The sequence below is a fragment of the Nocardia sputi genome (assembly GCF_023501985.1).
This window is the reverse complement of record NZ_JAMFLC010000011.1, coordinates 1-14666: the sequence shown is the minus strand read 5'-3', so window position 1 is coordinate 14666 and position 14666 is coordinate 1. Positions and strand designations below refer to the sequence as shown.

The 14666-nt window shown below is 63.2% G+C and carries 16 protein-coding genes and 1 pseudogene; 12 read left to right on the top strand and 5 right to left on the bottom strand.

Features of this window, described 5'->3' with window-relative positions; all coding sequences use genetic code 11:
• Window positions 1-239: transposase family protein (locus tag M8859_RS17055; RefSeq protein ID WP_372492915.1), on the bottom strand; the 239-nt coding region annotated here is incomplete at its 3' end.
• 554 nt (window positions 240-793) lie between these two features.
• Between M8859_RS17055 and M8859_RS17050 the strand changes: the two genes are divergently transcribed.
• From M8859_RS17050 to M8859_RS17040, 3 genes and pseudogenes are all read left to right on the top strand, one after another.
• Complete coding sequence (locus M8859_RS17050; protein ID WP_249644521.1) at window positions 794-1144, top strand: hypothetical protein; 351 nt, start codon at window positions 794-796, stop codon at window positions 1142-1144.
• A 15-nt stretch (window positions 1145-1159) separates the two neighbouring features.
• Window positions 1160-2259, top strand: a pseudogene (locus M8859_RS17045) (IS630 family transposase).
• Window positions 2260-2323: 64 nt separating this feature from the next.
• On the top strand, window positions 2324-3712 hold the full coding sequence (locus M8859_RS17040) for a hypothetical protein (protein WP_249644520.1): 1389 nt from the start codon (window positions 2324-2326) through the stop codon (window positions 3710-3712).
• A 177-nt stretch (window positions 3713-3889) separates the two neighbouring features.
• Here the strand turns inward: M8859_RS17040 and M8859_RS17035 are convergent, their stop codons facing one another.
• On the bottom strand, window positions 3890-4348 hold the full coding sequence (locus M8859_RS17035) for a hypothetical protein (RefSeq protein WP_249644519.1): 459 nt from the start codon (window positions 4346-4348) through the stop codon (window positions 3890-3892).
• A gap of 19 nt (window positions 4349-4367) precedes the next feature.
• On the opposite strand from M8859_RS17035, the gene M8859_RS36890 reads away from it, so the two are divergent.
• The gene (locus M8859_RS36890; protein ID WP_283779783.1) at window positions 4368-4493 is read left to right on the top strand and encodes a hypothetical protein; all 126 of its coding nucleotides are present in this window, start codon (window positions 4368-4370) and stop codon (window positions 4491-4493) included.
• Between the two features lie 127 nt (window positions 4494-4620).
• Here the strand turns inward: M8859_RS36890 and M8859_RS17030 are convergent, their stop codons facing one another.
• Window positions 4621-5448 carry a hypothetical protein gene (locus M8859_RS17030; protein WP_249644518.1) on the bottom strand — a complete coding sequence of 276 codons (828 nt, stop codon included), beginning with the start codon at window positions 5446-5448 and terminating at the stop codon, window positions 4621-4623.
• A 36-nt stretch (window positions 5449-5484) separates the two neighbouring features.
• A complete protein-coding gene (locus M8859_RS17025; RefSeq protein WP_249644517.1) occupies window positions 5485-6006 on the bottom strand; it encodes a hypothetical protein in 522 nt (173 codons plus the stop codon).
• A 532-nt stretch (window positions 6007-6538) separates the two neighbouring features.
• Here M8859_RS17025 and M8859_RS17020 point away from each other — a divergent pair.
• Complete coding sequence (locus tag M8859_RS17020; RefSeq protein WP_249644516.1) at window positions 6539-7192, top strand: hypothetical protein; 654 nt, start codon at window positions 6539-6541, stop codon at window positions 7190-7192.
• Window positions 7193-7251: 59 nt separating this feature from the next.
• Window positions 7252-8139, top strand: a complete 888-nt coding sequence (locus M8859_RS17015) for an NYN domain-containing protein (protein WP_249644515.1) — start codon at window positions 7252-7254, stop codon at window positions 8137-8139.
• A gap of 285 nt (window positions 8140-8424) precedes the next feature.
• Here the strand turns inward: M8859_RS17015 and M8859_RS17010 are convergent, their stop codons facing one another.
• The gene (locus M8859_RS17010) at window positions 8425-9393 is read right to left on the bottom strand and encodes a 5'-nucleotidase (RefSeq protein ID WP_249644514.1); all 969 of its coding nucleotides are present in this window, start codon (window positions 9391-9393) and stop codon (window positions 8425-8427) included.
• Between the two features lie 287 nt (window positions 9394-9680).
• Between M8859_RS17010 and M8859_RS17005 the strand changes: the two genes are divergently transcribed.
• The 6 genes from M8859_RS17005 to M8859_RS16980 all read left to right on the top strand — a co-directional run.
• The gene (locus M8859_RS17005; protein ID WP_249644513.1) at window positions 9681-10289 is read left to right on the top strand and encodes a poly-gamma-glutamate hydrolase family protein; all 609 of its coding nucleotides are present in this window, start codon (window positions 9681-9683) and stop codon (window positions 10287-10289) included.
• Window positions 10290-10321: 32 nt separating this feature from the next.
• The gene (gene folP / locus M8859_RS17000; protein ID WP_249644512.1) at window positions 10322-11089 is read left to right on the top strand and encodes a dihydropteroate synthase; all 768 of its coding nucleotides are present in this window, start codon (window positions 10322-10324) and stop codon (window positions 11087-11089) included.
• A 168-nt stretch (window positions 11090-11257) separates the two neighbouring features.
• Window positions 11258-11992, top strand: a complete 735-nt coding sequence (gene thyX, locus M8859_RS16995; RefSeq protein ID WP_249644511.1) for an FAD-dependent thymidylate synthase — start codon at window positions 11258-11260, stop codon at window positions 11990-11992.
• A gap of 146 nt (window positions 11993-12138) precedes the next feature.
• Window positions 12139-13149 carry a hypothetical protein gene (locus tag M8859_RS16990; protein ID WP_249644510.1) on the top strand — a complete coding sequence of 337 codons (1011 nt, stop codon included), beginning with the start codon at window positions 12139-12141 and terminating at the stop codon, window positions 13147-13149.
• A 13-nt stretch (window positions 13150-13162) separates the two neighbouring features.
• Window positions 13163-13447: a glutaredoxin domain-containing protein gene (locus M8859_RS16985; RefSeq protein ID WP_249644509.1), complete on the top strand. Its 285-nt coding sequence runs from the start codon at window positions 13163-13165 to the stop codon at window positions 13445-13447.
• A gap of 86 nt (window positions 13448-13533) precedes the next feature.
• Window positions 13534-14666: WD40 repeat domain-containing protein (locus M8859_RS16980; protein WP_372492914.1), on the top strand; the 1133-nt coding region annotated here is incomplete at its 3' end.

Sequence of the window (14666 nt, the reverse complement as noted above, 5' to 3'; positions counted from 1 at the left end):
GGGCAAACAAGCCGCCGGACCCGGACCCGCACGACCACAGGGCGTCCGTCGAGCGGCACGTCCGCCACCGTCCGCAGGTAGTACCCGTGCACCCGTGCGGACTCGGCTCCGCAACCTGGGCAGATAGCCGGACCGCCGGGCGTCCGGGCCCGCACCGCGACCTGCTCACCCTCATCAACCACTTCCTCCACCACCAACGGCGACAAACCCGAAAATGCCACGGCGGCAGAAACATTCACCTCGCACACCGCAACATCGTGCCGTCACGGCGACATCACCACCGAAAGTGGGACAGAGCCATGAACTTGACAGACCCCAGTTGTGGGCTGGCAACCAACCGCTGCAAGAGGTCTTCGGCGTTTGCCGCGGTCCATACCGGGCTTCCAGGGGTGAAAGCGGAGTCGTCGCTCTCCAGGCCAGCGCTGATGACACGGCGGGCAGCAGGGTAGACGTCCCCGTAGGTTCCCACCGGGAGTTCTGCATCTCCCCGAGCCGCCATTGCTCCCCTTCGCTCAGCATCCACCACCATCGTGGCGATCTATCCATCGTCGACACCGTGACGTGGATCCACGCACCGATAATCACGATATCCCCGCACATCGAATTCGTTTCGCAAACCTGTATCTCGGCCCCAACCCGCCTGCGGGGCATTCAACGCGCATGGCACCCCGTATCGGTGGCGCTGGAGCTACGCTTGCGCTGTGGAACATCCGATCGCCGACTCACCAGCTTTCCGGGCGACTCCGCCGGACGGAGCGGTGCGCCTGACCGTACGGCGACCCATATGAGTCATGTGTCGCTGCGCTCCGGCCCGATCGGGCGCCACCATTTTCAGCAGCACCAGATCCCGATTCCCGACGCGCTCGAACGCGCGACCACGCTATTAGTGCCCGCGCCTTCCGGGAAGTGGCATGTCTCCGGCGGCTGCCGGTACGCACGAGAGCATGCGGGCCAGCCGGTGCCACTGCTCGAAGTCAGGTGGGGCGATCTGTGCGGCAACTGCGCACCCACCCAAGAGGTTGATCCACTGCACACCTGCACCCTGCGTGCCGTCGCCACTCTCTCCGAGATGAGCGCGGCCGTCAGTACGTTCGCCGAAGAACTGACCGACCCTAGTGTTCCGCGCCTGAAATACGTTGCATAATTGTAGGATTCGGCGGTGGTGAGGACTGGGCGCCCGAGATCGGGTCCGGATTTGGTGGTGACCGAGGCGCAGCGTCGGGAGTTGGTGCGGGGTGCGCGGGCGGCGACTTCGACGCAGGCGTATGCGTTGCGGTGCCGGATCGTGCTGGCGTGCGCGGAGCCGGGCGCGGCGAACGCGCATGTGGCGGCAGCGGTCGGTGTCACGCCGATGACCGTGGCGAAGTGGCGGAAACGGTTCATCGAACACGGTCTGCCCGGGTTGGCCGACGAACCCCGGCCGGGACGGCCGCCGTCGATACTGTTGGATCGCGTGGAACAGGTGCTGGCGTTGACCCTGGAGCAGACGCCACGTGATGCCACGCATTGGTCACGGTCGTCGATGGCCGAGCGGACCGGGCTGTCGAAATCGACGATCGGGCGGATCTGGCGGCGGTTCGAGCTGAAACCACACCTGGTCGACGGGTTCAAACTGTCGACCGACCCGCTGTTCGTGGAGAAAGTGGTGGATGTTGTGGGTCTGTACCACAACCCGCCGGAGCGAGCCGTCGTCTTGTGTGTGGACGAGAAATCGCAGATGCAGGCCCTGGACCGTTCACAACCAGTATTGCCGATGATGCCGGGTATGCCCGAGCGCCGCACCCATGACTACGCCCGCCACGGCACCACCAGTCTGTTCGCCGCGTTCAACATCGCCGACGGCACCGTCATCAGCGAGCTGCACCGCCGCCACCGCGCGTCCGAGTTCAAGAAGTTCCTGGTCACGATCGACAAGACCGTGCCCGCCGAACTGATGTCCACCTGGTCTGCGACAACCTCGCCACCCACAAGACCCCGATCGTCAACGAATGGCTCGCCCGCCACCCTCGCTTCCACGTCCATTTCACCCCGACCGGCTCCTCCTGGCTCAACCAGGTCGAACGCTGGTTCGGATACCTCACCGACCAGCTCACCCGCCGCGGTGTCCACAAAAGCGTCACGGCACTGGAGAAAGACGTCACAACCTGGATCGAACACTGGAACGAAAACCCCCGGCCGTTCGTCTGGAAGAAGACCGCAGAAGAGATCCTCGACTCCCTCGCCCGATATATCCAACGTATTTCAGGCGCGGAACACTAGCAGGTCTTTCGAATGGCTCGACTACGCCCGCCGCCGGGCCGGGCGACCCATCACCGACGAATCATTGCCAGCCCTGACCGCCGAGATGCGTGGCGTCCGCGGTTGGGCAGGCACAGTCACGGCAGTCAACCGCGCCGCCCTGGAATACTCGCGCCAGTTCGACGCCCTGCTGGCGCAGCTCGCCGAGCGGCTCGACACCGACTCCGAGGACGGGCTGCTCGACCGCGCGATCGATATCGTCGCCACCGAAACACCGGCATGCGCCGAAAGCGAACAGCTCCAAAAGATCACCTGCGCCACCGATCCGAACCATCGAGCCTACGTCGCGAAAAACCGCGGATTCGACGCGTGGACACACGTCGCCGACCTCTGGCTGCGCGCACACCGGCAGGGCACCAACCATCCCGACATCATCACCGCACGCGCCAAACAATCTCTCGCCGAACGACTTCCCCACGTCCGCGACTTGACCCAACTGCCCATAGACCCGAAGGTGGCACCACACCCTGCCGATACCCCGCAAAGCTGGGCCGACCGCGTCCTCGCTGAACTTCGCGACCGCACGGTCACCGCGTGGATAGAGCGGGCCGAGATGACCCTTCACAGCCTTCGCGACGCACACCGCACAAGCAGCAACACCGAGCCTGACCGCGCGCTGCTGGTTACCGGATGGCCCCTGCACCACGACTCCTGTGCACGCTTGGCGTACCTGAGCCAATACCCAACGCTGCTGGCGCCCTTACGGATCGTCGGCAGCGCCGACTGGCAATTCCCTTCCACCGAGACCTGTGTGGCAATACTGCGGGTGCCCGAAGCCGCCGCCGAGCAAGCCCACGCGATCTCCAGCAACGTCCGCTCCACTGTCCTGGCAACCGGCATCGACCCCCTCGTCGCGGCGTCCCGGCTGTTGCGTGACCACGGGGTCGTCGTCCATCCGATTGATCTGTCACCGGCTGCCCGGCCATCGCGGCTGGTCGAATCGGAACGAACCCGGCTGGCCACCGCGATCACCGACACACCCTTCCAAGCGCACCCCAGACCGTTCACACATGGCGCCGACCTTCCACCGCATGTCCACGACCGCGGCGGCGAATGGACACCATGGACAGCACGCGCCGCCTTCCACCGCCGAGGTTCGGTCTTCATCCCTGGCATCGATGATCTCGAGCGATTTGCCCTCGGCTTCGTCCAATCAGAGATGTACGACACCATCGACGTCCAGGTGCGGCTCCAAATACCGGCAGGAACGCCCCCGCGCGTACGACGCTACTCGAACCACGTGCCAGCCATCGAAAACCCACCCACTGCCACAGAAGCCGGGCTGATCGATGTCCCTGCGATCCTGCACGGCCTCACCGACGACCACACGAACCTGCTGCTTGAGATCGACCCATGCCGCGATCCGATCCACGTGCCCCTGACCTACATCGCCATGCTCCAATACCTGCGCTGAGCGCGACACGGCGGTCGTTCCACACTTCTCAAAGTCCGACTCAAGTGTTTACGACACCCTCGAAATTCGTCACCGAAGTCGCGGTAAGCATCACGGCAACGCCTGTGCAACAGCGCAATTTAGGGATCGCCCCATACGCGATAGTCCCGACACGGCTCTGACCGCGCGCCTTCGTGGTTAGCGGAGCGTGATGTTGGCCAGTTCGCATACCTGAGCGCAGCTCAGGCTGCCAAGGTGTTGGAGCCCGATGGCCGTGTTCACGATTCGACCCCATTGCTCGTTGACCATTTTTCGAGCTTCGGCAATCGACTCGATTCCTTGTGATTGCGCGTAGTCATCTCGGCTGCAGCCGGTGGTGATCACTCGATGCCACGCCTCAAGTGCATCGTAGCCGTGACCGCGGCACAGGTATTCCGCCTCTGCGAGCGGTCCGGCGACGGCGATCACGCGATTGGTCTGGATGGGGATTAGACGCGGCGGGTTGATGACAATATGTCCATCTCCCACATTGCCCCCGGACTCAGCAATGGTAACGGTGGTGAACTCGATGCCCCTGATGAGGTAGGCAATCGCATGGCCAGCTTCGTGGTAGGCAGTCAGCTCAGCTTCTGAGATCCTCAACTCCGTTGAATGCACAGGGGCTACCGTAACGCCGATGGCGACGTGCAAAGTGAAAGGCGACCGCGTGGGCGTCGCCAGGCACATCTTCTGTGAGCGAATGCTGGCGGTATTAGGCGGCGCTCAAGCTCCGGATCCCGTCATCTATCCGGCCACCGACTAGAGCCGACTCCGCGACTGCGCAGATAGCAGGACCACCCGCCCGGGTGCCCGCTACCGCGGTTCAAGCGTGTCGTGCGTGTGGCGGCGTATGCGGTCCATCTGGACCTCATCGATTGGGTCATCGAGGATTATCGTCCTCGTGCTTCCCGGTAGTTTTCGCGTGCTTGGGCGCGGGCTTCCCGCCCGGCACGGGTTGTACCGGCACCCGGCGTCGGCGGCCGGCGGTCCAACTCTTCAGCCGGTGGCGGCATGCTCACGGCGAAGACGCGCGCCACATCGGGCGGTAGCTTCGCCAGCAGTTGTGCTCGCGCTTCGACGATGCGGACCAACTGTTGCTGGCGGGCGTTCTCGGCTGCCTTCTGCGCTTCCTGCCGTTCGATGGCTCGCTGGACAGCCTCCTGGACGCGTGCTTTCGCATCCTGCTGCCGTTGTTGCTGCTGGCGGATCAGCTCCGGCACGTTGTGCATCTCGCGTTGCACGCCCCGCGCCTGCTGCTCGAGGGCGCGCCCGAGCTTGCGGGCCTTCTCCGCTTCCGCGCGCGACACCTCCACCACCTGGAACCGCTCCGGGAAGTCACGTTGCAGCGCCTGGAGCTGCTTGCGGATCATCGGATCAGCGGCGCCGTCCCGGATCACCCAGGTGCCTGCGGCGTGCGGGTCGCGGTCCAGTACTTCCCGGTCCAGCCGCAGTTGGTTGAGGGTGTGAGGGTCACCGCGAACCACCACGCCGCTTTTGTACTCGGTGAAGTCGCGGCCGCCTTCGTCGTTCACGCGGGCCGTGTCATGGATTCGGGTGTTGCCCTTGCCCTTGCCGAGTTCGATCTTGGCTTCGTGTTGCCATCCGTTTTCGCGGGTTTCGCCGCGTTGCTGAGCCATCCCGCGGTGAAAGTGGCGGCCGCGGTCACGCGCCTTGCGCGAGCGCTCGCTGCGGCGGCGTCTCTCGTCCTCCTCGGACATCTTCGACTGTTCCCCCGCCGCCGCACACGATGCCCGTTACTGCGGCTGCGCTCCCGAGTCGCGGTAATCGTCGATGCGATCAGCGATGTCATCTGTGAAACCGTCGCCGTGTTCGATCATCGACAACAGCATGTCCACCGGGTTGTCCACGTCGGAGGTGTAGTCGTAGCAGACCGACGGCCCGATCCCGTCGTACACCGGGGTGCCGTTACCAGGGACGTTCACCGTCAACCCGCCAGCATTGCGGACCAGGTATTCGGTCAGGTAGCACACGAACTGGTCGGCTGTATCAGCGTTGTCGGACAGCGCTTTCGGCGTCGAGAACACCGCGATCGCACCGTATTCGACCCATTCGAGCATGTCGGGGGTGTAGCGTGCGGCCGCTGGGCGTAGCGGCACGCTCTCACCGATCGTGTACTCCTCGGCGACCGGCACGGCGGCCAGCGTTTCATCGAAGAGTGCGTCGATCTGGATGTGACAGCGACGAACGTCCGCCCATGCGTTCCACTCAGGAATGTCTTGGGATGTAGCGTCGTAAACGGACGCCAGGTCGGCCATGACTCATCCCCTCGATACGATGCTGCCGCGGTTGGTGTTGATCGTATCCGGTCCAGGTGGTGCTCGACTGCGGAAACCATCGCTGACCGCACCGAGCGCCATGCCCAAATTCTGGGAAGAGGTGTCAGGCTGTTGCCTGGACTCAGCTGTTTCAGCCGCAGGGACCGGAGAGTCGGGGACTCGATGAAGTCTCAGGGGTTGATGTCGCGCGCTATGGGCTCGAGCTGGTCGAGTAGTGCGCCGAGTTCGGTGAAGCCCAGGTGCCGCCGGCCACCATGACGCCGCGCAGAGGCACCGATCAGGCACCGATGCAATGCTTCAATTTCCGTGACCACGGGATCCGGGGCGTTAAGCTGGCTTCGGCTGTTGCGAGCCTCAACCGGGTCGGGTGTGCCCACGCCACCGTCTGACTGGCCAAGGTCCCGAGCGGATCACGCAGACCGACGTCGGTCGACAGTTTCCGTAGGTCGTTTCCCATTCCGGCGCAGATCCCACCGGGCACGGGGCGTGGGGCCGTGCTGGGAGGAGTGGCATGGTGCGGTACGCCGACCGTAAGCAACGGATCCGGACACTGATGGAGATGTACCCCGGCATCAGCTATGGGGAGGCCCTGCGCCGAGATAAGTCCGCGGCGCTGTCGAAATCGTGGGAAGACTGGCCTGAGCCCGTTGGCCCCGAAGCCGACATCACTCGCCGCTGTGGCCATCGCCGGTTACAGCTCTTGCTGACCGACACCCTGAACCAGCTCGAGCACATGCCGCCCTCGTCACCGCCGGTGATCCGGCTGGCCCACTGCTACCGCGGTTTCGTGGCCGCGGGGTATGTCAGCGAACGCTTGCACTGGTGGGCAGTCGTGCCCAGCGACGACTTCTACAGCACCGTCCACAGTGCCTGCGAGCAGGCATCAGGCGCATTGGAAACCGCTGTAGGGCCTCGCTTGGCCGGCAAGTACTGGCCCGGCCGATTGCTGCACAGCCCCGACATGTTCGAGCACCTGGCATGGATGTGGACCGGGTTGGACATTGACTTCGTGGCAGAATCACTCGCCGCGGTGGGCCTCCGCATCAACCATTTGCTCATCGCCATCATCGAGGACGACACGGCACCGCCGGAACTACGGCACGCCGCCTCCCACACCGCGCCCACGGCCGAACTGGTGCACCTGCGCTACGGAGGCGCCCGATGAGCCGTCCGCCATCCCACTCGGCCCCCTTGGAAAGGGGTTCCACTGTCCTGTTCAGGCACATGATCACTGAGGCAGCCAGACAGTTGGGCCGCTTGCGGTCGACCACCGGACGCCATCGAAGCGGACATGAGACTCACGCCGACTGTGCTGATTGCCGGTCGAGGCCGATCACCCGACCGGAGATTGCCGTCCTGATCGACGCGGAGAACATTCCCGCAATTCGCATCGGCGAGGTGCTGACCCGTGCCGGCGACTACGGCAGCCGCCAGATTCGGCGTGCCTTCGGTGACTGGCGACGACCATCCCTGACAGCCTGGCAGCATTCCTTGCTGGCCTATGCGATCAGGCCGGTGCAGCAGTTCAGCTGGACCACCGGCAAGAATGCCTCTGACCTCGCGCTGGCGATCGATGCAATGGACCTATTGGCCAGCGGTATCAGGAGGTTCGCGCTGGTCAGTAGCGACTCCGACTTCACCGGCCTGGCGCTGCGGCTACGCGAATCCGGCTGCGATGTCTACGGCTTCGGTGAGAACAAGACACCGAGTTCGTTCGTCACCGCATGCACAGCGTTCATCAACCTCCAAGAACTCAGTCACAACGCGCCGATCCCCCCTTGCCCGGCAACAGAGACCTCACACCACCCGCCACCTGGACACAAGGCTGGCATTCGTACTGCGACAGATTCTCGCGTCAGCGCAATCAGCGCCGAACAGCTTCAACGACTGTGCGCACTAGTGAAGAAAGCCGCCCGAGATGACGGCTGGACCGACCAGGCAACCGTCGGCCACCTCATATCGCGCGACCTACCGGAACTCCGCAACCTGATCCCAGCACCGGTCAAACTGGGACAGTTCCTCGAAGCAACCGGACTGTTCGACATCCAGAACCGCAGCACCCCTGGCGGAAAGCCTCCGAAAATCTACATTCGCAGCAAGATTCGCCAATAGATCACCGTCGATAGTGCCCCGCTGATGGCTCGGCAGTCGTGCTCTGCCGACCCATCAGCGGACACCTATGACAGCGTAGTGCTGCGAGACGACGGTCCGGGACTACGGGCTACCGGCTGAGTGCGTCGGCTGCTGATCGTGCTCCGAACACGTCGGTGTCGCGCCTGCATGGGCCACCGGGCAAGCGGTGCACGGACGCGGGCGTCGCACGCCGCGTCGCCGGTCCGACATCACAGCGATCGCCTTCCCGCGCTGAGATGCCGCCCACGTCCGTCTAAAGGCTTCCTACACATCCACCTCTTTCTCCCCAACGATCTTTTCGGCTGACCTTCGATTCAGCTCGCCGAATGGCACGTGAACCGAGGGTACATATTTGCTGGTATCTATCAAATGACTTTCCTGATCGTCAAAGAATATGTGCGGCTTTAAAACCTGCATGACTCGGCCTTTGTCGACACCCCCCAAGAAGAAGGCATTATCGACCTGCACCTCCCAGGCTTTGAGACTGAGGATCACCCGCTCATGTGCTGGCGCGTTACGTGAGGTCACGACGGAGATTGACAGCCGCCGACGATAGCTGTCATCGCTCTTGCACCTTTCCCTTTCCATCGTCTGAATTCGGGACAGCGCCTTCAGGAAAGGCAAAAGCAGCCCCTCTGGGTGAGTCTCGTTGGCGTGTTCGGATTCACTCGCATGGAAAGCGCTGATGCCACCCGATTGGAAGATTTGTTCGGCGCTGTCGTCCGTCAGAATTCCATCGAAGTCGAAGGCGATCCGCAGTTGATCACTATCATCCGCTTCTGCGACCGAGACGAGGACAAGTCCAGCCGGGTGGTGCTGTTCGACCGCGGCGCGGACCGCTTCGTCGTCCGCCGACAGGTACAAGGAGATGTTGAAGGGGGAAATGAACTCGTACGGAGACCGTCCAGCAGTGAATATAGCCCGCGTGATAGCCAGGCTATGGCGCGACACGGATCTCATAACTCGCAAACCTGTATCCGGATCGTTTCGCGACATGATGACTACCTCAACCAAGGGATCACCCATGTCCGGGGAGAGATCATTGAGCTGAAGTATCCGCTTAACGAATTGAAACGCTACACCAGGCTGTAAAATATCCTCGAGATGCTCCTCCTGATACTTTCGGTAAGCCGCCTCACCTTGTTCCCTAAAAACTCTGTCGGCTTCTCCTAGATCAAATAACGCACTCGAAGCCACGCCTATTACCAAGCGATCATCAAGAATGTAGGACACAAGTACAGATCATCTCACTCAAAGTCATCCACATGGGGTAAATGCGACAACCCCACTCGCGGGGCTCCGCCAAGCTGCGGGCCGGCACAGGACCGCCGCTGGCCACCACCACGATTCCGACCCCGGTCCCATTCAGGCGGCTACGATTCGACTGCATTCATGTCCGGCAGGAACGAATCGGAGATCGATCCGGAGGAGCGTGGATCTGATCAGCTGTGCGGCGCGACCTGCCCTACTGACCACACGGGCCCGCGTCCCCATGCACACATCTGTTGAAGGAGTGCTCGATGCGACAGCGCTGGGCTAGCGCCGACAAGCTGACACGCATGCTCGCGGAGTCCCAGATAGAACTCGATCTCGACGGACCGGTCGGGTTCCTGGCGTTGCACGGTGGTATCGAAAGCGGCACAGCAACATTGGCTCGCCGGGCGGCGTCGGCGGTGGGCGGGTCCGCGCTGATCGTGCGTCAGCAGTCCAACGACACTCGCCTGCATGTCTCGTCCAACGAGTTCGCCCCCGAACTGTTCCCGCAACTGCGCCTGATACTGGATCATTGCCCTGTGATTGTCTCGCTGCACGGCCATAACCGCCGGGCTTTCGCCCACCACGTCATGGTCGGCGGACGAAACCGGGTGTTGGCCGGCAAGATGGCGTCCTGCCTACGCCGCCACACCGAGCGTCTAGCCGTCATCGACGACTTGGAAGTCATTCCCCCCGAGATCAATGGCACGAAGCAGGCCAACCCGGTCAACATCGCCGCGGCCGGCACGCAACTCGAGATGCCCCACCTACCCGATGTGACCCGCCCGTGGTCACTTCATATGGATCCGCGGGTCGAGGACGAACTTCTCGCCGGTCTGTGCGAGTTCGCTGATCTCGTTTACCGCCACAACTGACAACCCGCACGCTCGGCAGGAGCTCAGCCCGCATGCCCGTGAAGATCATGGGAGTTCTCAACGTGACTCCGGACTCCTTCTCCGACGGCGGCCTCTATCTTGATCCCCACCGCGCGCTCGAGCGCGCACATCAGATGCTCGATGAAGGCGCGGACATCATCGACATCGGTGGAGAGTCAACCCGCCCAGGCGCGACGCCGGTCGGACCCGATGTCGAATGGGAGCGCGTCAGCCCGGTTATCGAGGCTTTGGTGGGTCACTGTGTCCTGAGCGTAGACACTCGCCATCCCAAGGTCGCGCGTGCTGCGGTTGACTGTGGTGTCAGTATCCTCAACGATGTTTCCGCCAGCCTGTCCGAGGTCGCCGCGCAAAACCAAGTGACGTGGATCGCTATGCACATGCAGCGTGAGCCGTCGACGATGCAGCGTGATCCTCGCTACATTGATGTGGTCGCCGAGGTCCGCGCTTACCTCGCCGCATGCGCTGATGACGCGCTGCGCCGGGGGGTGCCCGAGGTGCTTGTCGATCCGGGCATCGGCTTTGGCAAGAGTTTCCAGCACAATCTCGAGCTGTTGCGCCATCTCGACGCATTCGCCGGTTTGGCACACGGCCTTGTCCTGGGCGTTTCACGTAAGTCGGTGCTCGGTGAAGCTATCGGTCAGACCGATCCGCTGCGGCGGCTGCCAGCAGCTCTGGCTGTGTCTGCCCTTGCAGTGGGCAAGGGGGTGTCGATCATAAGAACCCACGATGTCGCCGAGACCATCCAAGCCGTTCGTATGGCCGAGTTCCTACAGGGGTAATACCGTCGTCCCCATCACATCGGCACCTGCTCTAGACTCTGCCCCCAGACGGAACCCCACACAGCACTCGGGCACCTACTGCACAGCGGGGCGTGTCGGTGAAACAGGGACTCTTGCGGGTGTGCAATCGTGTGGCTGAGGCCCCTCTGTATTTGGAAGGACGATCGGATGGCTGCTCTCGACACCGACACCGACGTGACCACCCGCAGCGATGTCGAGGTCGAGCTCGTCAAATCGCAAGCATCCGACGCTGACGTCCTGTTCGCTGCGCGTGTATCCACGCAGGGCCCTGAGTCGCTCGCTGCAGTCGAGGCAGACGCAACCGGATCATCGGGCTTGATCAATTTCCTGATGAAGAACCGGCACGGGTCGCCCTTCGAGCACAACTCGTTCACCTTCTACATTCATGCGCCGATCTTCGTGTTCCGCGAGTTGATGCGTCATCGCATCGCCTCCTACAACGAAGAGTCCGGCCGCTACCGCCAGCTGCGGCCGGTGTTCTACAAGCCGTCGATCTCACGCAACATCGTCCAGGTCGGCAAGGCCGGCGCCTACACCTTCGAACCGGGCACCACCGATCAGTACGAGGTGCTCGACGAGCAGGTCGATGCCGCATACGAAGCGTGCTACCGCTCCTACACCGCGATGCTCGATGCCGGTATCGCGCGGGAAGTGGCACGCATCGTCCTGCCGGTCGGCCTGTTTTCCAGTGCGTACATGACCGTCAACGCGCGCTCACTGATGAACGTGCTGTCACTGCGCACCAAGAGCCCCGACTCGGCCTACCCCAGCTTCCCTCAAGCTGAGATCGAGATGGTCGCTGAGCAGATGGAAAAGAAGTTCGCCGAGCTGATGCCGCTCACCCATGCTGCTTTCGTCAAGAACGGCCGCGTCGCTCCCTGACCTCCGCTCCACAACACCCGAAACCAGCACTAGCGCCGGGTTCGGGTGAACTTCTGCGCTCAGCACCCCGCCCTCGATACCCTTGACTTGCGGCCAGGCCGTGATTTCTTGATCCGCAATACATTTCGCCTACATGGGGGGCGCGGATGGCCAGCTCGATCGAGAGTATCGTCCACGCGAGGGCCGGCATGCGCCAGCGCCTGCTACATCGTGACGCCCGCCGAGTGCTCATCGCACGCTTGGACGGATCGTTGGAGGCAGTCGACAGCTACACACGGGTCAACTGCGCAGGCTATGGGCGTATCCGCCGCTTCAACAGCTTCGGCATCCATCTACGTTCCACTCCCGATGCTCCCAGACCGAAGCCGCTGTATCGCGGGTTACCTCCGGTGCTGCCATACACCACTCAGGTCTTTCAACTGGGTGGATGCAACTGGGCGTGCTGGTACTGCTTCGTCGATGACGCGCTGCTATCAGGCGATCAATCCCTCGGCCGGTTCATGACGGCTGCGGAACTGGTAGATCTGTATCTCGCCGAAGCCGATCCACCGCCTGTGCTGGACCTATCCGGTGGACAACCCGATCTGGTGCCCGAGTGGTGCCTGTGGATGATGCGAGAACTCGACGAACGCGGACTGCGCGGGCACGTCCACATCTGGATCGATGACAACCTCAGCGGTCACTGGATGCGCCAAGTGCTCACCGCCGAAGACATCGCCTACATGGCGGCCTTCCCACAGCACTCTCGAGTCGGATGCTTCAAAGGCTTCGATGAGGCATCCTTCGTCGACAACACCGGCGCTCCCGCCTCGTCGTTCCACCGCCAATTCTCCATTCTGGCTGAACTTCTCACCGCAGGATTCGACGTCTACGCCTATGCCACCTTCACCGCGCGTCCCATGCCCGACCGTCACATCCCCTCAGCGATGAAGGCTTTCGTCGATCGACTGCAGGCCATCCACACCAACCTCCCGCTACGCACCATCCCTCTCGAAATCCGCCCCTACACCGCAATCAGCAGTCGCGTCGCTCCCACAGACGCCCAACCGTTCTACCGGCTGCAGTATCAGGCAGCCGCAGCCTGGGAACACGAACTACAAACCCGGTTCACCGAGGACCAACGGCAGACGCCGTACGAAGACATCCCACTCCGCTGACCGGGGGCGCACCATGCCATCACGCGACGTCGAACTGTACATGCACGGAACACCCGACCATCCCCGCACAGCGCACTCCCTGTTGGCCTGCCGCATGCTGGCCTACCACGGCATTACCTACACCGCCTACGACATCCTCACCGACCAACCCGCTCGAAAACGCGCGCAAACGGCCTCCGGTGTCGGTATGTGGCCGCAAGTCTTCGCCGACAGCGAATATCTCGGGGGCACCGAGGTACTCACCGAACTGCTTCGCTCCGGCCAACTCCGTTCCGACCGGAATGCAACGCAACCATGATCGAGCCGACTCGGCTGTGGCGAATCCCCGGAACCTCCACAGCTCCAACGCCCCACACCGACGACGACAGCCCCAGTACAACAGCGATGGACCTCGACCCCACCACTGCCACCGTCTGGTTCGGCCGCATCGACGGTGCCCTCCTCTCAACCGCGGGCGCCGGCCCGGTCTCTACTGGACCCTCACCGATCACCGCCATCGCTGCCGGTGGCTCAGGCCTTGCTGTCGGCACGCATTCCGGCCAAGTGTTCGCGCTACCGGTGAATGCCAGCGGGCGCCCCGGCGCCCCGGTCCAAACAGATCACCATCGCGGCCCGATCAGCGGCTTGTGCTGGAGCCGCAGTGACACCACCACAGTCATCACAGCAGGATGGGACGGGCACATCCGTGCCCACCGCCCTGGTGTCTGCTCCCGCGTCGTCCACGCGGGTGACACCCCTGTCACGGCCATCACGTCAACACCCGAGGGCATTGCTGCCGCGCTCCTCGACGGCACCGTCCTCGTCACTTCTGCTGGCGGCATCTTCACCGAGCTTGCACGGTTGGATGCCGCGCCGACCGCCATCACCACAGGTCCCGGCGGGCAGCTCGTCGTTTCCACCACCCGCCACACGATCGTCCGGATCACGCCTACAGCCAGAGGGGTTGCATCCTCGGCACGCCTGCAAGGAATGCCACTGGCCCTAGCCACCGACCACGCCAACGACATACTCGCAGTCGCCGCCGCCGACGGCGCGATCCACATCTGGTCACTGAACGACCTCACACCACGCACAATGCTGTCGGTTGCCGGAGCACCGATCCCCACCGTGGCACTCGGTTTTGGCGACTCCATCTACTACGGCTGCCGCGGCGGCGGGATCGCCGCGGCAGCAATTCCGTCTGCGTCATCACCTGGCGGGGTACCTGCACCGGCCGGGCAGATCTGGTCACTTCGCCTCTCGCTGCCAGCAGGGCTGGTCGCGTCGGCAGGGAGTGATAGCAGCATCCGGTTGTGGGATCTGTCCACAGGCAGACTGCGCCGCAGTCTGACCGGCCACGACGGTTGGGTCAACTCCGTGGCCTTCACCACCGACGGCCAGCTCCTGGCCTCCGGATCCGCCGACACCACCATCCGACTCTGGAACCCGCACACCGGTCAACACCTGCGCACCCTCACCGGCCACCAGGGCTGGGTCAACTCCGTCGCCTTCACCACCGACGGCCAGCTCCTGGCCAC